General features: G+C 56.1%; 15 protein-coding genes and 1 tRNA gene. 8 read left to right on the forward strand and 8 right to left on the reverse strand.

Going from position 1 to position 22,349, the window contains the following annotated elements; translation table 11 throughout:
• Positions 1-188: 188 nt before the first annotated feature.
• Positions 189-278, reverse strand: a tRNA-Ser gene (locus tag ACR0J2_RS09620).
• 399 nt (positions 279-677) lie between these two features.
• Between ACR0J2_RS09620 and ACR0J2_RS09625 the strand changes: the two genes are divergently transcribed.
• The 6 genes from ACR0J2_RS09625 to ACR0J2_RS09650 all read left to right on the forward strand — a co-directional run bounded on the left by ACR0J2_RS09625 (position 678) and on the right by ACR0J2_RS09650 (position 8,344).
• Positions 678-1,577: a FecR family protein gene (locus tag ACR0J2_RS09625; RefSeq protein WP_480812419.1), complete on the forward strand. Its 900-nt coding sequence runs from the start codon at positions 678-680 to the stop codon at positions 1,575-1,577.
• Between the two features lie 69 nt (positions 1,578-1,646).
• Complete coding sequence (locus tag ACR0J2_RS09630) at positions 1,647-3,866, forward strand: CHASE2 domain-containing protein (protein ID WP_480812420.1); 2,220 nt, start codon at positions 1,647-1,649, stop codon at positions 3,864-3,866.
• A 162-nt stretch (positions 3,867-4,028) separates the two neighbouring features.
• Complete coding sequence (locus ACR0J2_RS09635) at positions 4,029-5,078, forward strand: patatin-like phospholipase family protein (protein ID WP_480812421.1); 1,050 nt, start codon at positions 4,029-4,031, stop codon at positions 5,076-5,078.
• A 137-nt stretch (positions 5,079-5,215) separates the two neighbouring features.
• On the forward strand, positions 5,216-6,244 hold the full coding sequence (locus ACR0J2_RS09640; protein ID WP_170805885.1) for a catalase: 1,029 nt from the start codon (positions 5,216-5,218) through the stop codon (positions 6,242-6,244).
• Entirely contained in the window at positions 6,234-6,950 is a 717-nt protein-coding gene (locus tag ACR0J2_RS09645; protein WP_170612148.1) for a hypothetical protein, read from the forward strand. Before ACR0J2_RS09640 ends, ACR0J2_RS09645 begins: the two co-directional genes overlap by 11 nt.
• A complete protein-coding gene (locus ACR0J2_RS09650; RefSeq protein WP_480812422.1) occupies positions 6,947-8,344 on the forward strand; it encodes a hypothetical protein in 1,398 nt (465 codons plus the stop codon). Before ACR0J2_RS09645 ends, ACR0J2_RS09650 begins: the two co-directional genes overlap by 4 nt.
• Positions 8,345-8,350: 6 nt before the next feature.
• Here ACR0J2_RS09650 and ACR0J2_RS09655 read toward each other — a convergent pair whose 3' ends face one another.
• From ACR0J2_RS09655 to ACR0J2_RS09665, 3 genes are all read right to left on the reverse strand, one after another.
• Positions 8,351-11,536 carry an ATP-binding protein gene (locus ACR0J2_RS09655; protein WP_480812423.1) on the reverse strand — a complete coding sequence of 1,062 codons (3,186 nt, stop codon included), beginning with the start codon at positions 11,534-11,536 and terminating at the stop codon, positions 8,351-8,353.
• 152 nt (positions 11,537-11,688) lie between these two features.
• Positions 11,689-12,612: an SMP-30/gluconolactonase/LRE family protein gene (locus tag ACR0J2_RS09660; protein ID WP_480812424.1), complete on the reverse strand. Its 924-nt coding sequence runs from the start codon at positions 12,610-12,612 to the stop codon at positions 11,689-11,691.
• Between the two features lie 195 nt (positions 12,613-12,807).
• Entirely contained in the window at positions 12,808-13,995 is a 1,188-nt protein-coding gene (locus ACR0J2_RS09665; RefSeq protein WP_480812425.1) for a YcaO-like family protein, read from the reverse strand.
• 38 nt (positions 13,996-14,033) lie between these two features.
• On the opposite strand from ACR0J2_RS09665, the gene ACR0J2_RS09670 reads away from it, so the two are divergent.
• Positions 14,034-16,535 (forward strand): adenylate/guanylate cyclase domain-containing protein, encoded by a 2,502-nt coding sequence (locus ACR0J2_RS09670; protein WP_480812426.1) that lies wholly within the window; start codon positions 14,034-14,036, stop codon positions 16,533-16,535.
• Here ACR0J2_RS09670 and ACR0J2_RS09675 read toward each other — a convergent pair.
• The 3 genes from ACR0J2_RS09675 to ACR0J2_RS09685 all read right to left on the reverse strand — a co-directional run bounded on the left by ACR0J2_RS09675 (position 16,529) and on the right by ACR0J2_RS09685 (position 19,983).
• Positions 16,529-16,972 carry a hypothetical protein gene (locus ACR0J2_RS09675; protein WP_480812427.1) on the reverse strand — a complete coding sequence of 148 codons (444 nt, stop codon included), beginning with the start codon at positions 16,970-16,972 and terminating at the stop codon, positions 16,529-16,531. The two genes, ACR0J2_RS09670 and ACR0J2_RS09675, sit on opposite strands and share 7 nt — an antisense overlap.
• Positions 16,973-16,987: 15 nt before the next feature.
• Positions 16,988-18,658, reverse strand: coding sequence for a peroxidase family protein (locus ACR0J2_RS09680; protein WP_480812428.1), 1,671 nt, complete (start codon positions 18,656-18,658; stop codon positions 16,988-16,990).
• Between the two features lie 338 nt (positions 18,659-18,996).
• On the reverse strand, positions 18,997-19,983 hold the full coding sequence (locus tag ACR0J2_RS09685; protein WP_480440550.1) for a LysR family transcriptional regulator: 987 nt from the start codon (positions 19,981-19,983) through the stop codon (positions 18,997-18,999).
• Between the two features lie 80 nt (positions 19,984-20,063).
• Between ACR0J2_RS09685 and ACR0J2_RS09690 the strand changes: the two genes are divergently transcribed.
• A complete protein-coding gene (locus tag ACR0J2_RS09690; RefSeq protein ID WP_480812429.1) occupies positions 20,064-21,593 on the forward strand; it encodes a trimethylamine methyltransferase family protein in 1,530 nt (509 codons plus the stop codon).
• Here the strand turns inward: ACR0J2_RS09690 and ACR0J2_RS09695 are convergent.
• Positions 21,584-22,330: a sulfotransferase-like domain-containing protein gene (locus ACR0J2_RS09695; protein ID WP_480812430.1), complete on the reverse strand. Its 747-nt coding sequence runs from the start codon at positions 22,328-22,330 to the stop codon at positions 21,584-21,586. The two genes, ACR0J2_RS09690 and ACR0J2_RS09695, sit on opposite strands and share 10 nt — an antisense overlap.
• Positions 22,331-22,349: the final 19 nt, after the last annotated feature.

Genomic DNA, 22,349 nt, shown 5'->3' on the forward strand with positions numbered 1-22,349 from the left:
AAGAAGCTCGAGCGAGGGAAGATTCCCAACCGAAGGAATCCGACAGTGCGATCCAAAGCCTAAGGTGGGTAGACGTCCACGGCTAAGGTGAGTTGAATCATCCGACGCGTCGAACTTCAATTACTAGCGTCCATTGTCGCGGGTTCGGTCGACAAAACCCCGAAACATCATCTGGTTTCAATGTTGTATGGCGGAGACGAAGGGATTCGAACCCTCGAGACGGTTTCCCGCCTACTCCCTTAGCAGGGGAGCGCCTTCGACCACTCGGCCACGTCTCCGCCGACGGGTATATCCGTGCCTGTCACCAAGATACAAGGCGATTTTCCTGCTAAATGGCAAAATTCTGCAAACCGCTGCAAATCAGAATTCCGGGGGGCCGTACATGTGACAGTCTTCGTCGAATAACAGCTGTTTTCCTGGCAGGGAGTGCCGGACAAAAACGACGGTTCAACACGAGGCGGCCGTCACCTGACCACAGTCGTTTTTTGGGGCTGTGATATTAAACTTGCCAAAAACATAAGCATTACTGCATATTTGCCTATATTTGGTCTGCAGATTAATTCTGTTTGTTGTGAGGCATCAATCGGGCTTGGGGTGGTGTGTACCCGGCAGGAACCTTTGGGGGAAAGGGGCTTGGATTGGCTTGGTTAAAATTGTGTTTGGCAGTTTGCCTTATTGTGATTCTGCCGTCGCAGGTCGTCGCAAATATCGGAAAAGTCGTCAGCGCCAAGCAAGGCGCTCAGGTGACGCGTGCCGGAGAAACACAAGCGTTGCGGACGGGGATGGAGGTCGACTCGGGTGATGCGATCGCGACTGACGGATCAGGCGTGGTTCAGCTTGTGTTTGTCGATGACACGAAAATAGCCATCGGCCCAAATGCGCGTATGGTCATTGATGTCAAAATGCTGCGGAACAACCGCAAGGCCAAGTCCTTTGCGGTACAGGCACTGGGCGGCAGCTTCCGGTTCATTTCCGGAAAAAGCAGAAAGCGGGCTTACTCCATTTCGACGCCATCAGCGACCATGGCGGTGCGCGGAACGACTTTCGATCTCTGGATTGCTTCCGGCGACCAAAGCGCGATGCTGGTTCTGGAAGGCACTGTTCGAATGTGCAGCCTGAACGGGTCGTGCCGATCCACCGGGAGACAATGCAGCCTTTTTGCGAACAGTAAGGGTGGCGGCGTCGGACGGCCGGTGGATCGCGAGCAATACAGGAAGGCGCTGGAAAGCGGTTTCCCGTTCGCGCGGTCGCAGGAAGGGCTGCTTCCGCCGCTTCAGGTCGAATTCGGCGGCTGTTCCGAAAACGCCAGGCCGGTTCGTTTCTTTGCATCACCCGGTCGGTCTGAACCCCGCCCTGCGCCGCCCGGTGAAACGAGTACCAATGAGGCGCGTGCTGTGTCAGATCCCACCCCGCCAGACAACCGCCCGGATCCGCCATCCCAACCGGACCGTGACCCGGAGCCTGAACCCGAGCCGGAGCCTGAACCCGAGTACGATCCTGAACCTGAGTACGATCCTGAACCTGAGTACGATCCTGAGCCTGAACCAGAACCCGAGCGTGATCCTGAAGTCGAATAGGGTCTCCCGGGAAAACGACTCGGACCGTATTGTCGGAACAACGTGACCCCCTTGCGCCCGGAGGCAGAGGTGACAGCAAGAACAAGGGATAAAAACAGCCGAAAATGGGCATTCCGTCTATTCGGAATTGTTTTGATCCTGTTCGGTTGCTTGGTTCGTTCGATGGACCCCTATCCGGTTCAGATGTCCCGTCTGATCTACTTCGACATCCTGCAAAGACTGTCTCCACGCGAATACAATCCCGACTTGCCGGTGCGCGTGGTCGATATCGATGAAACTTCCCTGGCCAATTGGGGGCAATGGCCCTGGCCACGCACGTTATTGGCGCAAATGGTGGAAAACCTGGGTGAATATGGCGCGGCGGTCATCGCCTTCGACATGCTTTTTGTCGAGCCGGATCGGTTTTCGCCTTCCCGTCTTCTCAATGACCCGGCGCTTGAAGGGCTGGTTGATATCGAACCAGGTGCAAAGGCACTGGATAACGATGTCTTGTTCGGGTTCGAAATGGCCCATTGGCCAGTCGTGCTGGGCGTCGCGGCGCGCCTGACGGGTGGCGACCGCGAGGTGCCACCCAAAACGGGCATTGTCGAAATTGGCGACTCGCCGACGACCGGTTTGATCTCGGTTCCACACTGGGCGCCCCCCGCCGAGCCGCTGGATCGCGCCGCGGCTGGCATCGGAGGGGTCAATGTCTCGCCATTGGGCGGAACCGGGGTGGTCCGGCGCGTTCCGGCACTGTGGCGCGGACCTGATGGAGTGATGCCGGGGCTGGGAATCGAGGCGCTGCGGATTGCACTGGATGAACCCATCATTCTGGCAGAGGGGTCTCAGGACGAACCCGGAATAATGCTGGGCATCGATGTTGGGGGCTACGCGGTGCCAACAACGGAACATGGTGAGATCTGGGTGAGATACCGGCGCGACAATCCAGATCTTTATCTGTCGGCAGACCGCGTCATGCGTTCGGCCGACGATCCGGATCTGCAGGAAAAAATCCAAGGCCGCATCATTCTTGTCGGCACCTCGGCAGCTGGTCTGTTCGACATTCACCAGACGTCTCTTGGGGAATCGGTGCCCGGGGTCTCCATTCATGCGCAGATTCTGGAACAGATCCTGACGGGCGATATGTTGAACCGGTCAGATGTCATCGCGGCGCTGGAATTGATCGCCTTTGTCATTCTTGGGCTGGTGGTCACGGCAGTCATGTCGAGCTTTGGAGCCGTTGCGTCTTTTGTTGCCGGCGGCATTGCGGCAGCGGTTGTGATGGCGGTTGGCTGGCTGGTCTTCCAGAACCAGCAGATCCTTTTCGATGTGACGTTCCCGATGATTGGCGGAATGGCCAATTTCGGGTTGTTGGCGGGCTACATGTTCATTTCGACAGAACGCGAAAAACGCGCCATTCGAAAGGTGTTTTCGCACTACGTCGCGCCCGAAATTCTGGATGAGATGGAAGCAACCGGTCATCAGTTGCATCTGGGCGGTGAAATTCAGGAAATAACCGTTATGTTTTCGGATATCCGCGGGTTCACGCCGCTGTCCGAAGGGGTTACCGCCACCGACCTTGTCGCCCTTCTGAATGAGCTGTTCTCTGAAATCGGGGACCAGATCCTTCTCGAGCGTGGGACGATCGACAAATTCATCGGTGACGCCGTCATGGCATTCTGGAATGCGCCCCTGCCGGTCAAGGATCACCCGCATCGCGCCGCGTTGGCGACATTGAACATGCGCAAGGCACTGGCTGAATTCAACAGATCTGACATCATGAAGGATCGTCCTCCGCTTGCCCTGGCAACCGGATGTGCGACGGGTTGGGCTTGTGTCGGCAATATCGGGTCGCGCAGCCGGTTCAATTACACCGTCATTGGCGATGTGGTGAACGTTGCGGCGCGCATCGAACAGAGCTGTCGCAATGTCGACTATGATATTCTGGTCTCGAACTCGGTACAGGAAGCGACAGAAACGACCCTTGCCACTCTGCGGGCCGGGTTTGTCGATCTGAAAGGCAAATCCCACCCGGAACCCGTATTTGCGCTGGTGGGCGATCAGAAACTGCTTGAAAGCGAACAATTTCAGAAACTCAGCGCAGAGCATTCGAACCTGCTGGAAGCCATTCGCAACCGGCAGCCGCATCTCAGGATCATGGAAATGTGCGATAAATGCGCGACGCTTGCGAAACCCGTTGAGCCAGGATTGCTGAGTTTCTACCGCGCGCTTCCAAGGCGTGCAGCAGACTTCCGGCTTGATTTCCCTACCGACAAGATTCTGTTCTCGCACAAAGACCGCGCCTGATTTCCCGACGCGCCCATTGTCTGCCAGGTTCTTGTACCCCGGTGACAATTTTCTGATGATATGGGAAAGAACGAAAACAAAGCAGTCAGACAGGCTCGCGGACGGGTGATACTTCGACCTGGTCCGCAACCCTTCTCTGAAAACAACAACGGGGTAAATCGGATGCCATTCAAACTGGTTTCCTGCGACGGTGGCGGAATTCGTGGATATCTGACGTGCCGTATTCTGCAGTGTCTGCACGAGGAAACTCAGCTTCTGGACAAGGCGGACGGTTTTGCGGGCACATCGACCGGTGGACTGATCGCGGTGGCATTGGCCGACGGCCGGACCCAAGGCAAGGATATGGCCACGCTGATCGAAAAGCTGGCCGCACACTACCGGGACGACGCCGCCACAATTTTTCGCGAAAACGAACGCAGCCTGATGGACAAGGTGGCGGACAGGGTTCTGCAGAAATTCAAGCTGGGCGGCGGGCCGGGCATTACAGCGGCGCAATACAATGCCTCGGGTCTGGCGGAAATCGGACTTTCGCTTGTCGGCGACCGGACCATATCTTCGCTGTCACGTGATCTGGTTCTGGCGGTCAACACTGTGTGCCTCCATCGCGGTGACAAGGTAGGTTGGGCGCCGTTCACCATCACAAACCATGACGTCGAGCGCGACGCCTGGCTGGACATGAGTGCGGTCAAACTGCTGGACGTGGCCATGGCCAGTTCAGCGGCGCCGTCCTATTTTCCGCCGCACCTGATCAGGGCAGAGGGGGTTGATTACGGCTACTTTGCCGATGGCGGCGCTTTTGCCAACAACCCGGTGATGAACGGAATTAACGTTGCCATCGCTGCGGGCCGGGCGCCGGGGCTGGACCAGATCGAGGCCCTGTCGATCGGCACCGGGCAACAGCCCACCGACATCTCGGAACAGATGATCCGGGATCCCGACGACTGGGGGCTGCTCAAGTGGTTTGGCGTCACTTCCAACGCGCCCAAGGGTGCTTTGATCGAATTGCTGCTGACAACATCGGCCGAGAACCTGTACTGGATGGCCCACTTGGTTTTGAAAGACCGTCTTGTCCGCATAAACCCGCCTCTGCCGAAAATGGTCGGATTGGCGACGCACAAACCGTCGTCTTACACCCTGATGGACCAGGCATTCGAGGCCAGCAAGCAAGGCAGGGATTGGGCCAAGGCCGTCGAGATGGCGCGCCGCTGGTAAGGATTGCATCACGTTCCTGCCGTCAGGGAACCGCGACCCAAGCGCGTGTACATGTGACGTTTTTATTGCCTTTGGGGCCGCAGCCGTTAAGGTTAACACATAGGTATTAGTGATTAATTAACGCTCAGGGGGGAAATATGAGCGCTCCCGGCATTGCCGAGCAGCTGGTTCATGTATTGCATCGACCAGATGGCGATCCCAAGCTGCGACCGGTTCATACAATAGGCATCAGCGCGACAGGTTTCTTCAAGCCCTCTCTGATTGCCCGGAACTTCTGCGCCGCCGACCATTTCCGTTCCGACAAGACGGATGTCATCGTTCGGTTCTCGAACGGCTCGGGATGTGCCGCCGTACATGACGGCTGGTCCGACGTGCGCGGTATGGCTGTCCGGTTTCACCTTTCGGATGGCACCGACACCGACTTGATCGCCATGACGCTGCCCGAGTTCTTTTCGTCGACGCCCGAGAACTTTCTGGATTTCGCCGAGGCGGCGAAACCCAAAATGTACTATGGCGAGTCGCCGTGGCGGAAGATCATCAACCTGCTGCAATTGATCCTGCCAAAACGGGATCCCTACCCGAACGAAACCATCAGCCCGGATGACGGTGCCATCAAGTTCGCGGACGAGAATGCCGAGGCACAATTGGGCGTTCTGCAGGCGGCAGCGATCGGCGCGCCCGTCAGCTATGTTCGCGCGGCCTATCATGCGGTTCATACATTTATTGTCACCGGCGAGGATGACGTAAAGCGCTGGGTCCGTTTTTCATGGCAACCGATCGCCGGTGTTCTCAAAACCGATCCCGCGGAAACCCCGGACGATGACTATTTGCGGCAGGAGCTGAAAGACCGGCTGGCCGTCGAACCCGCACGGTTTTCACTGATGATGGCCATTGGTGAGGTGGGCGACGATTTCGAAAATTCGGCCCGGCCATGGCCGCCGCACCGCAAACGCATCATGATGGGCACACTGACGCTGGACGCGGTGCCCGAGGATCAGATCGAGAATGCGGAAAAGCTCAGCTTCAATCCGGGCCTATTGACGCCCGGGATCGAGGTTTCAGAGGATCCGGTTCTCAAGATCCGCATCGAATCCTACGAATTCTCCAGCCAGCTGCGGGACGCAACCCCCTGCCCATTCCCCAAGAGGCCATCCGATGACACGTAAGGACAGCTGGTTCAATCGCTACGTCAACAGCCTGCCTGAGCGGGGATGGTTCCAGTTCCTGTCGCGCTATGTCGTGGTGCCGTTCTGGATCTGGAAAGAACCCAAGCCTAAGCTTCCGGGCGGGCCCAGACCTTCGCCACAGCCCAGTGAAAACGTCCAGCGCATGATGAACCTGATCATGCCACTCAAGGACCCTTCGCCGGCCGGACGTGCGCATGCGACGCTGGCGATTGCACAGAATGTGGACGAGATCTTTGCCGGGCTGGACAATGTCGGAACCGTTCATTTCGCGCGTTTCCTGCTGATCGAAGACAAGATTTGCATGATCTCGGTCTATGACGGTGATTTCAGCAACTACATCCGCGATTTCATCACCACCATCGGCAGTGTTTTCAACGATGTTATTTCGCTGGTGGACGGTGCCGAACACCTGATTCCGACGGAACACAACGTCGAGGAGTTCATCGATTGGGTGCAGGAACATGACCTGTTCCAGGCCGCCGATTTCCCGACTGATCTGTTCGGACTGCAGGACGCTGCAAAAGGGCTGCCGCCGAACCAGCCGCCGCACAAACTGGCGACGTTGCCGCGTGAGTTCGTTCTGCAATTGCACGCGAACCGCAATCTTTCGTTGGGAGGAGGCTATCGCGCCTATCCCGGAGTTTCCGCCGCGCAGGTGCGCCAGAAATTTGGACAGGGCTGGTGAACACAAAATTCAACCTCGCAGACATTCAGGGCAATATCCTGCGTGGATATCGCCGCAATCTTGTACGTCATCTGGTTCTTGAGGTCAGCGACCGCGCAGCGGCCCGGCAGTTTCTGGCAGCAGCAGTGGATGACAGCCACGGCGACGTTCCGGCGATTACCCGCGATGTTACCTGGACCGTCAGGCCGCCGTTCTGCTTCAACATCGGAATTACCTTTGAAGGGCTGCGCGCTCTGGGTACGCCGGCTGAGCATCTTAAGACCTTCCCGACGGAATTCGTTCAAGGGATGACCAAACGGGCGATCAAGATCGGGGACTTCGGCAAAAGCGCGCCCGAAAACTGGCCTGCTCCGTTTGACAAGCCCGAGCGGATACACCTGATTGCATCGGTTCATTCCGACACCGAAGACCATCTTGATCAGGTCGAGGCGCAAGTTGCCAAGGCCTTCACCATTCTCGGTGTGCGCAATGGGCGGAATCTGCCCGAAGGGAAAGTGTTTTTCGGGTATGTCGACGGCATCTCGCAGCCGCGCTTCAGGCATGTCACCGATCCAGATCAGGTGGGTGTGGATGAACCCATGGACCCGCTCGGCACGGCGCTGCTGGGATATCCCACCAAACAGGAAGGCGTGCTGTTCCGCGTTCCGTCCCCGCACGAGCTGGGATTCAACGGGTCTTTCAATGCCTTCCGGGTGCTGCAACAGGACGCCGCCGGATTCGAGGTCTATCTGGACAAGGCCGCTACGGAACTGATGAGCCATCCCAAAAGGGACCTTTTGGCGGACCCGAAGAAACTGCATCTCATCGTCAAAGACCCGGATATGCATGGCGCCCTTCGCGAAGTGGTCGCGGCGCAGATGTGCGGGCGCTGGCGCAACGGGACCCCATACGAATTGTCGCCAAACGCCCAATTTCCCGAGGAAGAAGTCTCGCTAACCAATTTCGACTATTCGCACGGCTCACGCTGCCCGGCCGGATCGCATTTGCGGCGCGGCAACCCGCGGGGCGGGCCGATCGTCCAGCGCATTGCGAACTACACGCGGCGACTGGTCCGACGCGGCATGTCTTATGGCCCGGACTTTGACCCCCAAAATCCCGATACCGAGGAACGCGGTCTGTTGGGCAGCTTCATTGGTGCCAATATTGGCGCGCAATTCGAGGCCGTCATGTGCGACTGGATCAATCTCGGCCTGCAGGACCCGAACATTACCGGCGCAAACGATCCGCTGCTGGGTGCGAATACGCCCGAAACCAGTTGGTTCGATATGACCCTGCCGGATGGTGACACGATCCGCCTGCGCGGTTTTCCGCGCCTGATTTTTGCACGGGGCGGTGCCTACACGTTCCTGCCAAGCCTCGCGGCGATCAAGTACCTGTCCGAGTTGAACACCTGAACCGTCTTAACCAAGATCCGCCAACGCTGCGTCTATTCGGGCCAGCATTGGCGTCTGCCCGGCCGTTTCAACAATGACGCGGGCTTTGGTCAGGTGTTCGAAGGCCAGTTGACGCTTTTTCCGGGCCTTGTACAGAAGCCCCATGATCATGTCGCAACGGGCGATGTAGTGGCCCTTGTCGTCAAACTGAGGGTTTTTGCGAATTTCCGCGATCATCTGGATCAGCTTCTTCTCGCCAAAAATCATAACCCAGACAACCGAGCGGAAGTTCTTCAAGAACACGCCAAGCGAGCTTTCGCCTTCGCCGGTGAGTATGGCCAGATACAATTCGCACAGGAACAGCCGGGCCCAGTCGGCAGACACCTGCGTTCCTTCATCTGTGCGCTTCCGGATCGCAGTCTCGACCTGTTGCAGCCCGGCAGCTACCTGGCCCTTCAATGCGTAGGCCACGCCCAGCATCGTCGCCGGGCCCATCGTGAACAGGGTCCAACCCTTTTCGGCGCAATTGTCTATGTGTTTCTGAACAATCTCGATGGCCCCGGGCTTTTGCAGCGGCACCATGGCTGCGACCCGGGCCGCCTCGGCAATGGCGAGTTCAAATTCCACCTGTGAAGCCTTGCGCGCCTCTTCGGCCATTCGAAGCGCCAGTTCGTGGTCGTCCGTGACCATCGCAATCAGCGCCTTCATCGCGGTTCCGTAACCCAGCGAACGTGGGTCATTCTTGGATGTCCCGATCGCAATCATCCTGTCCGATGCCGCATGCGCACGCGCAACACGGCCCCGGGTCAGTTCGTTCCAGCCCATCGTTGCCAGAAAGAAGTTCTGGATATACGCGTCATCGATCTTGCTGAGAATCTCCTCCACCTCGCGCGAGCGGGCGTCGAATTCCGTGTTTTCGATGGGGGCAAAATATATGGAAACCGAAAGCTCGTTCACCATGGCATAAGCCTGCGAGGCCGGGTCTCCCAGTCGTTTCGCCATGGCGGTCAGCTCCTGCTGAACCCAATGCGCTTCGCGGTATTTGCCGTTGCACACCAGGCAGGACACATAGTGGTGCAGGAACAGCGCGTGATGAGGGTTGTCACCAACCTGCGCAAGAATGGGCCGCACTGTCCCGGCCAGTTCGATAATCGTCTTGACCCGCAACGAGATGTTCGAACAAAGCGCGAAACTGGACAGAAAGCGGGCAAAATGCTCTTTCGTGGCTATATCGGGGTCGCGCTGATACAGTTCCAGCGCGGAATCGAAATACCGGTTGGCTTCGTCCAGTGAATAAACGCCAAGGCTCTTGTCACCTGCCATCACGTTGTAGCGGAAGGCCTGATCTGTCCGATCGGTTTGCCCGTAGTGAAAGGCCAGCGTGTCCGCCGCTTCCTGCAACCTGTTCGCGTTTCGTAACGCCAGATTATCGGCAATCGCAAGATGCAGTTCAGACCGGCGCGAAGAGACAAGGCTCTGGTAAACCGAATCCCGCAACATCACATGTTTGAAAATGTAGTCCGACGAATTAGGTTCGCGATACAGCACATCTTGTGCCTGCAAACGCTTCAGTGCAGCCCCCGTTTCTTCCGAGTTTTCGACGAGTTGCGACAACAGCCCCGGATCAAACCGCCGTCCAATGACGGCTGCGGCCTGCAATACCGGTCGGTCCTCAGCCAAAACCCGCTCCATTCTGGCGGTCAAAAGGCTGCGCATTGTGACGGGCAATCCGCTTTTGCTGATGTCAGCATCAAAACTGGCTTTGCGCCCCTCGACACGCAACGAACCCTGATCCAGCAGAAAGCCCAGAATCTCTTCGCCAAACAACGGGTTTCCTCCGGCCCGTTCCACCAGTTGCGCGGCAAAGCCGTCCGGCAGAACATCGACACCTAGCCGGTGTCGCGCCAGTTGAGCGAAATCTTCGGTATCCAGAGGTTTCAGGGCAACAGTCGTAACGGACACTTCGTCCAGCCATGGCGGCGTGTATTCCGGCCTGCGGGTCTGGATGAGCAGTAGATTCTTCAGGTCGTCCCGAAGGATCAGAGCACGCAGCAGATCCTCGGTCGCGCTGTCCATCCAATGGGTGTCTTCGATCAGAAGGATCACCTGCTCCTTTTCGCAGCGTGCCTTCAACAACAGTGGCAGCAGTTCTCGCGTGCGCAATCCGATCAGAACGCCGTCCAGTCCATCCAGCGATCCGGCAGGCGGCGTGAGGCCCAACAGGTTCAGAAGAAGTCCCAGGTGTTCATCGCTATACTGATCCCAGATCCTGAGACCCGCTTCCAACTTGTTGGCAACTTTGACGGGATCATCGCCGTCGCTGATCAGGAAAGCCTTTCGGACAATTTCCAGAATTGGCAGAAACGGAACATGTTGGCCGTCGGCAAAGCAGTATCCCGTCAGAACCGTCGCACCCTCGCTGCCGATCCGTTGCAGGAACTCGAACACAAGGCGGGTTTTGCCAAGCCCCGGCTCGGCAACCAGATCGATCGCCTGAAGCCTGCCTTCCGTCCGCGCCAGCGCCGCTGACATGACATTCAACTCGTTGGTGCGACCGACATAGCTACTGAGACCCTTGGCCATTGAGGCGTCGAACCGGGTGGCATCATCGTGAATGCCCTGCAGTTCCCAGAGCTTTTGCGGAGCCGAGAACCCCTTGACCTCTTGTTCGCCGAAAAAGCTGAGCTCTGTCACCCATTCGACCAGCCCCCGCGTTGTATCGCACAGCAAGGTGCCGCCGGGCGGGGCGAGGTTTTCCAACCGTGCCGCCAGATTTACCGTACTGCCCACCGCGGTCGTTGGGCCATCGTCGCCCTGAACGGCCGCCATCAGGACGTTGCCGGAACTGATACCAACGCGCATGTGGGGGCGAACGCCGAACCGGGCCTCGATACTGTCGGCCTCGGCATGAAACGAGGCATGGATCGTTTTGGCCGCCCGACAGGCCCGCAGCGCTGGATCTTCCAGCGCGTCAGGGATTCCGAACAGGGCCATGATGCTGTCGCCCGCGAATTCGCGCGCTGTGCCGCCATGCTCTTCGACGCCTTTCACCAGCATGTCGTAAACCAGCCGAACAAACTCCAGCGCTTTTTCTTCGCCCAGTTCAGCAACGATTTGGGTATAGCCGACCATGTCCGCGAACAGTACGCAGACCTGGCGCCGTTCCCCCAGATCAACCGGTCGACGCGTTCTTATGTTGCTGACATCCCCCATTTTGACAGAATGTTTACAACACCTTGGCATCTCTCGCCAGCATTAGGCATCACCTTGCCGTTAAGGCAAGCGTGGCTGGCAGCCAAAATGTCACGGGAAATGCCACCGTGGGTTGTGCTCGGCACGCGTAGGTCAGATTTCGTGCGAAACCTTCAGGCAGTGAAGGCCAGTTTCAGCCCTGGGCGCGGCCATCTGGTTTTGTAGATCTTGCCGGTGCTGGACGCCGTGATCCACAGATCACGCATATCCGACCCCCCAAAGCACATGTTGGTTGTAAACAGATCCGGCACCGGGACATGCTCGGTTGTCCCGTCAAGGTTGAACACCGTAATGCCACCATTGAAAATCGTGCCGACGCAAACGCGCCCGTCTTCTTCCACCCTCAGACTGTCCAGCCACTGATATCCGGGCAAGGTTTGCACGACATTGCCGGGCATGCCGGGAATCGGTCCCGCTTTGACTTGCCCCGGTCCAGTGATTTCCATCGCCCAAAGCCTGCCGAATACGGTGTCCGAGACATAGACCGTCTTGCCGTCTGGCGACAGTCCGACCCCGTTTGGCATTGGGATTGTCGCCGCTTTGATCAGGGTTTTTCCGTCGATTGAGGCATAGTACAGTCCGCCATAACGCGTCGACTCTTCATCCTCGATCCCGGTATCGGTGAACCAGAAGCCGCCAGATTCATCAAAGACGATGTCGTCCGGGGCGATCAGCCGCTTTCCTTCGTAGGAATCGAACAATTGCGTGACGGCACCGGTTTCCAGATCAACGCGGTGAACCGACCCGCCCTGATAGTGCGGACGAATGGGAGCGGGAACCGTGATCTGGTCAGGACCAAATGGAACGAAACTGTATACGCCTCCGTTGTTGCAGACATATGCGGCCCCATCAGGTCCGATCGCAACGCCGTTTGGTCCGCCTGGAATTTCGGCAACCTTGGCAACTTTGCCATCCGTGCCCAGTCGAACCAACGTCTGTTCCTTGATGTCGACGAACAGAACCGATCCGTCGTTCATTGCCACGGGACCTTCCGGAAACCCCAGTCCGCTGCATACTTCTTCCAGTTTCAATGACATTCTCAAACCCCCTGTTCGCGCCAGTTCTGTCGACTGTCATAAATTGTATGACGATGAAATAACGTTACTTTTCAATCTACGAGGCCAGCACGTCAAGACAAACCGTACACAAGGATGGTCCTTCCTGACGGGTCCGTGACGTAAGGCAGCCGTGCCAGATGGGTAGGACATTCTCGCAAGACAGGGCTGTACCGCTCACAACCGCAGGACGACCTTGTTCGGGGTCTTGGCGACCGGAGAGAGGTCCAATGCGTCGGCTTGCATCAGGCGCGGAATTCCAAAGCGGGGTTTCCAGTGGCACAAGTCGGGCGAAATGGTTCGCCAGACAGGCAGGTTGAATTCCGGCCTGGTCAGGTCGACAAACGCAACGCGGATCCCCGCGGCAGACAGCCTGTTTCCAATGCTTCGTGGTTCGTTAGGCAAGGGCGACGGGGCCGGCGATGCAGATGATATTGGGGGCGTGTCGATAGAAACCTCGGATAACCAGCGCGCCAATCCCGGTCGTCTGTGCGCTTCCTGTGCGCCGTTCTTTATCACCAGAAACATTTGCGCCATCTCGCACAACGCGCTGAGCGCAGCATGTCGATACGTTGGTGCCGAAGCAAAACCAAATGCGATATGCCCTCGGGCGCTGACACCCGTCGCGGCCACGCTGGGAACTTCCAAGTCGGTGGTTATGTTCACAAGCGTCGGAACCATGTCGTGGCTTTTACAGCGCTCGATAAATGCTTCAACTTCACTTCCCAGCAGGCGCGCTTCTATTGTGGGCCGCGACCGGCAACCGTACCACCATCGCCCGGTGGCATCGCGTTCTATCAATTCGAACAAGGCAGCACTTCTTGCTTGGTTGTCGGTTTGTCCTGCCGCACAACCGTTTGTGTCTGTTCTGGTAAACACCTGTGTGGACACATCATTGATGAAAACCGAGTCTGCCGGAAGCCAGATTGGTTGGCCTTGCAATCCCACGCCCTGTATCCAATCAATTTCCTCGGATTGGGCATCAAGGATTTCATCGACACCGGAATAGTTCGCGTTGAATTTGTCAGGGCGCGACAACTGAGTTTCAGAAAACCCGCAAAGCATGCGGGGGTTCCAAACCTCGCCGGAAAGCTGATCTTCCCTGGCATGCGCAGTTACCAGATCAGGCCACCGGCATGCGCTTGCCAGTTCGATTGCCGACCCGACCCCGCTTTCTATCGAAAGTCCGTGCGTCAATCCCCTGCCAGAGCCCACGCGCCCGGCACCCAGTAACGCGGATTCAGGCCAAAGCGGAAAAGCGTTCAGTGATGTTTCGTTGGGGTGGACCAGATTGCAATAGGCCGGCCAGCCATCCGGCGAAACGCGAACTTCATCGAAATACTTTGAAAGTTCATCTATACTCATGAGGCTAATTGTAAAGAATCCGTAGTGTTTCTGCCATAATGGAACAGATTGAACGCATAACGCCTGTTGTTTTGACCCCGTCGAACAGCGCCTCTGCGGATGTGTCCATACTTTTCCTGGACATGGTGTCCTACAGCCGTCGCGTCGCTGAAAACGAAGCCAAGACACTGGACTTCATGTCAAACTGCTTCGATGCGATCCGTATTATAGCGCGCCGATTTCGCGGTGAGTTGGTCAAGACAATGGGCGATGGCGCGTTGCTGTACTTCTCAGACGTGGAATGTGCTGTTGATTTTGGGCTGGAACTTCACCGGATAGTTGACAAACAGCAGGTTGAGGAAGCTGAACCGTTCTTGTTCCGTGTCGGAATTCATATTGGGGAAGTAAGGTTCAAAAATGGGGACGTCTTCGGGCAGACCGTCAATATTGCGTCCCGTCTTCAAAGTATCGCAGAACCCGGCGAATGCATAATATCGAAGGACGTTTTTTCCACACTATCGGACAAGAGCAGCCTTCAGTTTGAATCCATTGGCGTTCCGAAGCTCAAGAACATCACAGCCCGCATCCCGGCGTATCGTGTTCTGGACCCGTTGCAACGCAATCGTTTGACTGATTTGCACCGGTTCACCGGCCTCAATCTCATCGGAACGGACGGTGCCGACCCCGCCGCGACATCGAAACCGCTAGGGACCAGGGCGCGCGGTATTCTGGCATATCTTGCGTTGAATTCGGGCGGCTACGAGACGATCGAACGCATCGAAACGCTGTTTGGCGGTAAGGAAGTCGTCAGTGCCGCGCTCACTGAGCTGGCGGAAAGCGAAACTGGTCTTGATGTTCAGGTTTTTCCCGATAGCGCGTTGATCCATCTTGATGTGGAACTGGATCGCACGGACCTTGGGGGAATGCTTGGCGATCTAAGGCAAAACAAGGTTCCGGAAAGATTGATCCTGGAGGCCAACTGGCCGCAGGAAATCCTTGCAGGTCTGGACGATATTACCCCACTCCTCGACAGCTGGCTCAGGATTACACGCGAGCGCTGGAAATGGTTGCTGCTGAGTGAAATGGAGCGTTTTCTTGAGCGCACCGATCCCGGAAACGAGCAGCGAGAGCAAGTTGCCCAGATCATCCTGTTACAGGAGCCTGGGCACGAAAGCGCGTCACTTGCGAAGATCGAATGCCGACTGGAACACGAAGACCGGGGTGGAGCGCTCGAGGAATTCAAAAGGCTCAAAAAGTTCCTGTTCGAGCACTACGGGATCTCGCCGGGTAAGCGCATTCGGCAGTTGATACAGGCGATACGAGGGAAAGCACCGGCACCGGAACAGCCACGCACAAGCGACATTCCGTCAAATATCGGACTTAAGATAGTCGTACACACATTCCAAGACGAATGCGTGGATTCAACTGCTTGGGAAGTCTCTTCATTTCGAGACGAGCTAATTGCCAACCTCTCGCGTTTCCGCGACTGGTCGGTTTTGGATGGGTCGGCAAGTTCATCGGACTCAACGAGAGCGTCGGGAAACATGATTTACGATGTCGAGGGACGGCGCCACATGTCCGGAGACCAGCCCATGATGGCTCTTATCCTGAAAGAGGCCGAAAACAGCAGGGTGATATGGTCCGAGGAGTTTTGCTTGTCCTCAGAGAACTGGCACGATGTACAGCACGAAATTCTCCGATCAATTGCTGCCAAAGTAAGAAGTTACATTTCACTCGACCGAATTTCTTCGACACTCGGTACGTCTGCCGGAGGCAAAGACGTCACGGACATGTGGCTGCGCGCCGATCGTGCGCTGATGGAGTGGACCGCAACCGGGGCGGAAAACGCAGATGCGATTTTTCGTGAAATATTAAGAAACCACCCTGACCACGCACCGTCTTTGTATCGTATTGCCTCGATTTCGAACATTCAGCATGTGATCTGGCCCGGCCGGGTACGCGATCAAAGTGAAATAGAAGAGGCGGACAGTTTTGCCGCACGTGCCGTTGCCATCGACCCGCTCGATGCCAGGGTTCAGCGAACGGTCGCCTGGACGGCCGCAATGAACGGCGCTTTTACACGGGCATCGATGCACCTGGAACTGGCTGCCAAACTCAACCCTTCAAGCCCAGCCACGTTGGCCAGTTGTGCCATGGGCTTCGCCTGGTTCGGCGACTATGACAAAGCCAAGTCGACCCTGACGCAATGCGAAGCCTTGTCCGAATTATTGCCGTCCTGGTGTTGGGCCTACCACGCCTCAACGTATTTCTTCCTCGACAGGCTGGAAGACGCCCTGCGGGCCGCCGAGTTGGGGGGCGACAGTATCCCGGACACGCAAGGCTGGCTGGCTGCTGTCCATGCCAGAAGGGGTGACATGGATAAGGCTGGAAGCGCATTCCACGCCTTTTGGCAAAAGGTTTCGGAGCATTGGACAGCACAAGATGAGGCGACGCCAGAACGGGTCGCCACGTGGTTCGCTCAGGCCTTCCCGATCAAAGAGCTATCCGACCAGCAAAAGCTTGGCGATGCAATTCAGGCGGCACGATTGGCGGCTTATTGACAGCGGTTCAGGAAAACCACGGCAAGTAGGTATTTTTTGGCTTCATCAGAAGCTGAATCTCCGCCCGACAACTGGACAACATGATCTGCAATCGTCCCCATATAACCATCAAACATATTCGGATTTTTTTCGGGGATGGGAATTGTCTTTTTGCACTGGTTTCCGATCTTTCTATCGTCTTCCAGGTTTACTGTAAGCTCGCCGTCGGAAAATGTGTAATTTACGCTATCTTGTTTTGTTAATTTCTTGTCAATGCCGTCTTTAATAGCAACTATGTTGCCTTTGCCCTCCATTTCGTCAAATACATTCTCAAAAAAATCGTTGATATCATTGCCAGCACCACCATGATCTTTCATCCACTCATTTATGTAGTCACCGGCGTCAATCATTCCGTTTTTAACATCGTTATTATTATCTTTGACCAATATGTGTGTCATACCATTTCTCCCTTACTATTGTGGTTCGTAAGCAAAATTTACTATATCAGTTAGTGTTATGCGCGCATTGGAATTCGATTGAATGGGAATGCGGATTTTGAAGTTTAGAGTGCCATTGCCATTCATCAGTCTCAGAATGCCTTCATGATCGGCGTCCAGTGCTGCATGGAATGTTTCCATGACGACCCTTGCCGCAACGGGTCCCAGTTTTCCTTCTGGTGAACCTTCTGCCTCGGCAAGGGTATAGAACCACAAAGGGGTATGTTCGTGAAGAATTGAAGAGCTGGCCACCTCAGCGAACCGGGGGTCTTTATCCAAAAAGGCTTTCACGTCCAGAGTTTGTTTTTCTCCAAGGAACTCTGCCATTTCTTGTCCGCTCGGGAGAGAAAACTTCGATCCGCGCAATAAGGTTTGCAGCGGTAAATTGAATGTTTCGCCGTCGGTTTCTATGTGCGGGAAGTTTGTTCTGGGTATCTTGCCGAGATCGGAATTTATCCTAGTCGAAATTGGAGCCGCGAAAATATGGCTACTTTCTTTCCCCACCAGCTTCATGTCCACCCAATGACGCCAAAATTGTCCCCAATGAAACTGCAAATGGTTCCTATTTATTAGGCCACCAGATGTGTAATTTAGCAATGTACCAAGGGATGCAGATTCCTCTGGGTATTGATCAGGTGCGCCTATTGGCCAGGACAAGCCCCACGGACTATAAACTTTACGAACCATGCTGTGCCCAAATCGGAAAACCGCGGCTGCAAACTCAAGCGGGACCAGAAATTCGGCCGCGTCGTCCGGGGCGACAACGCGGCGACCCTCTTTCAAGACGGAATTATAGATGTCGCTGGGAATTAGTCTGGGCAAGTAATCAGTCAGTACGACGGCCTGAATGTGGCGCTTGGTTTCCAACTTTGCGTCCTGCTCAGTCGCCTCTGAAATCTTTGCAAGTTTTTGATGAAAACGAACCAGCAGCACATGCATTTGGGCCAATGCGAGATTGCTGTCAGCACGGGGGTCCACACACCTAGGTTGACCGTTATGAATATCTCGGGGCAGGTCAAATGTGGGTTCGATTTGTGTCGGTATATTTTGGTTTTGCCCCAAACAAGCGCCAGCCTCATTTATCCATTCGGCTGAACTCTGACCTCCGGCATGAAGCGTTCCAAAAAGTGACTCGAAGGTCAGCGCGTGATTGCTTGCATTAACCCAAACAGTCTCGTTTTTGCCGTTTTCCTGCTTCTTCATATGTGTCAGATCGTGAGCCAGAAACTGGCCGAAGTAGGTGTAGGCGGCAGGTAATTCGGAGGCTGGGTCACTGTCATCCAGCATCGCCTCCGCCAGTGCCTTGAGCGTTTCCTCATCCGGCTGCTCTCTTTCACTGGTGTTGCCCGGTATGAGGCAGCTGTAATAGTTAATCTTTTCCGAGGCGGCCTGGCTGAATGTATCTGCGAGATTTTGCGCGCTGAGCAAGTCTGGGTGGTTGCATTTGCATTGTTCCAGGAACTTTTGAAGCTTGTTGAACGTCGTTAATCTGGGCGCCGGGTGTCCGTCTTTGTCAGGAACAAGCGCGAGCTTGTTGCCTCTATCCTCGAGACTTTCGAAGAAACGCCAGGACATGTTTTCTATTTTTTGCGGCGGTTGCTTTTGATCGGGCACATAATGAAACCCACCGCCGTGTGTTTCAACCATGGTACAATCCAATTAACCTACGGCATTATGCTTGCACATATAGCGGCTTTTACAAAGGAGATTCTAGATTCCCATTATTGGTCATTTGTTTGGGGTATCGCGTTCGGTTCGTTTCAACGCGCATTTTACCCAAGGAAAGGCGGTCTGAAGTTGTTGTGGTCCGATCTCCTCCATACCATCTTGGGCGTGCCCGTCCTCGAAGTGAACCGCTATGACCGCGTGTAAGATAAGTGCTCAAACAAGAAGCTTTCTGTCTTCCTGCACAAGAGCGCTGCCCAGAATGTCCGCTGAAATCGTCTGGAGCCGTCAATAGTTCGCCGACGGAAGCCCGGCCTCGTTCAGTTATTTACCAAGTTTTCGGCCAAGTCATATTCCACGTTTGTTGTTCCGACATCTCCCATATGCTTGGCAATTTGCTGTGTCAGCTTCTGTTTGGACATCTCAGCAAGCGCTTTTGGAAAACTCTGAAGCTCTTCTTTTCTGGCGACAACTGTCAGGGTGCGCGAGAGGCCGGAGACCGGAAGCTCTTTCAATCGCAAGCTCATGTTCTCCACCAATCCATCAATCAGCAAAGTTGGTGTCAAAAGGCTGAATCCCTGACCGGCAGAAACACAGGACGTAACCATGCTTGAACGGTCCGCCTGAATGACCTTGTCGGGTTCAAAACGCAAACGGCGCAGGTGTTGTGCAATTTGGCGGCCGGCGTTTGTTGTATCTCCGAACCGAACCAAGGGCAGCCGCGTCTGGATCGCCTCAAGGCTATCTGTCGGGCCATCATATGTTTCGGGCAGAACCAGAAGGTATCTTTCGGTCAGAACGTGGTGGCGCTCAAGGCCATCCATGTCCAGAAAAGGATTTGAGGTGATTGCCAGATCCGCTTGCTTGGTCCTCAGCAAATGCTCGTGGTTGCCGCTTTGCCCGGCATGCAAGGTGATATCTTCGACGTTGAACACACGTTGGGCCAGGTCAATCAATGAAGGCGTCAGGGTCGTGGCGATAGAGGCTTGAATACCGACCCGAAGCAGGGTCAGGGATTTCTGGCCGACGTGGCGCAATTCAGTTTCCATGTCGGAAAACGCATCCAGAATCTTCTGCGCTTTGCTGTGCAGGCGCACGCCCGCGTAGGTCAGCCGGGCCGGACGTGTGCTGCGATCCAGAAGCAAGGTGCCAAAGGCCTTTTCCAACGCGGTGATGTGCTGGGATGCCGCCGGCTGCGAGAGATTGAGCAGTTTCGCGCCCGCCCGCATTTGACCTGTTTCCGCAACGGCGACGAAGATTTCGAGTGAGCGCATCAGGCTTGGCGACAGTTTGCGACGATCCAGCATAGCTCATCCTTAGTATAAATGATGATTATACTGTTGGGATTTTCTTGGTTTCCGTCAAGCGCCGGGTCAACAGTTTTGCCATGACACCTTCGCGCCCATCCCGCCGTCGCAGGGCGACGGAAATTCGCACCTCTGCCGAGATGCGTGCGCCGTTTATTCTGCGAAAGCTCTCGACCTTCAATGTGCTCAGCGAAGCGGGGCTGGAGCAGATCGAGGCCAATGCGGACACCATCCTTGCCGAAACCGGAATGGAGTTTCAGGATGACCCAGAGATTCTGAAGATCTTTGCAGATGCAGGCTGTGACGTAAACGGAACGCGCGTGCGGTTCGCACCCGGCTTTTGTCGAAAAATGATCACTGCAACCGCGCCCGCGCAGTTCACGCAACATGCCCGCAATCCGGCCAACAGCGTTCAGCTTGGCGGAGAAGCCAGTGTGCTTTGTCCGGCTTGGGGGCCGCCTTTTGTGCACGATCTGGATCGCGGTCGTCGCTATGCATCGCATCAGGATTTCATCGATCTGATCAAGCTGCATCATAGCCTGCCGTGGCTTCACCACTCGGGTGGTGTGGTGTGCGAGCCGGTGGACCTGCCAGCCAACAAACGCCACCTCGATATGCTATATGGCCACATTCGCTATTCTGATCGGGCCTTCATGGGGGCCTTTATTGGGGCCGAGCGGGCAGGCCACGCGATCGACATGGCGCGGATCGTTTTCGGTGAGGATTTTGTGGCCGAAAACGCCGTCCTCTATTGCGTGTCAAACACCAACGCGCCCCTGGTGATGGACAGCCATATGTCGGGTGCATTGAAGACCTATGCTCGCGCCGGGCAGCCGGTTGCCTGCACGCCTTGGGTTCTGACCGGGGCCATGTCGCCGTCCACTGTGGCAGGGACGTTGGCTCAGGTGTTGGCTGAAACCATGGCTGCAATGACTTTGACCCAATTGGTAAACCCTGGGGCACCCTGCATGATGGGCAGTTTCGCCTCGACCATGTCGATGAAGTCCGGCGCACCCACCTTTGGCACACCCGAGGCCGGGTTGATGGTATTGGCGGCCGGACAGCTTGCCCGCAGGCTGAATGTACCCTTGCACACGGTTGGTACGCTCAGCGCCTCAAAAGTTCCGGACGCCCAGAGCCAGCAAGAGGCTACCTGGGGTCTGATGATGTCGATGTTCGCGGGCGCAAACCTGATCAACCACGCCACCGGTTGGCTGGAGGGCGGGTTGGTGACCTCGTTCGAAAAAACGATCCTGGATCACGATCTGTGCGGCAAGATCGGGCGTTTCTTCGAAGGCATCGACATGAGCGAGAATGCCCAGGCGATGGAGGCGATCGCGGCGACAGGTCCGGGTCGGCATTTCCTCGGGTCCGAACACACGCAGGCCAATTTCATGTCAGCTCTGTTCCGGCCCTGGACCCCGGATGACAATTCGTTCGAACAATGGCACGCGGCGGGAGCGAAGGATGCCGCAACCCGCGCCAATGCAATTTGGAAAGAGCAGCTTGACGCATATGAAGATCCTGGTCTGGACCCGGACATTGACACGGAATTGCAGGACTATATCGCACGGCGAAAGGCCGAGAAACCCGATCGGGACTATTTCTGATGAGCTTGGGTTTCAGCGATGTCACGCATCTGAGTGTAGTACGGCAGGTGATGCGCCACGTGGTCGGCATATGGCTCGCCAAGCGCATCCAGTTCCGCCCGCACGTCCGTGACCACGGGCGCCTGGATCGCGCCGCTTTGCAGTACTTCGGTATGCCAGCTTTGCACCGATTGCCAGCCGTCCGGTACACTGCTGTCCCAGGAAAACGCATGCGCGAGATAGGGCAGCCCGACATGCGCCCAATAACGGCGCAGCGTCGCTTGCGGATCGCGGCGCAGTTGATCAGCGGTGATGACCAAAGGGTCATGTCCCAGCTCTTTCAGTGCAGTGTACAGTCGGTACTGGGCTTCATGTCCCAGTTCCAATCGGGTGAATTCGGGATCCCGTTTAGCATAAGACAGCGCCGCTTCGGCCGGGTCGCGCAGCAAAAATGCGTGGCTCATCTGATGAGTAAATTCGGGATCCAGCGGCAGGGCTTCGGTGACATAGTAAGCCATATCCTTGAAAAACAAGGGGTTGATTGCAGCCTTTGCGCGGATCATGGCCCGAATATCGTCGTATGTCGCAGGGTGCCCGGGTTCGGGCGTGAAACCCGGAAACAGCCGGTCTTTGGTGGTCAGATAGTGATGGTACATGAACGGCTCGTGCAGCACGGTCAGATCACCGCGCTCGCGCATGACACGTTCAAAAGCGGTCGAAACCGAGCGGGGATGGCACCACAAAGCATGTATCGTCATGCGCCGACCCTAAGTTCGG

Source organism: Ruegeria sp. CG4 (assembly GCF_056537185.1).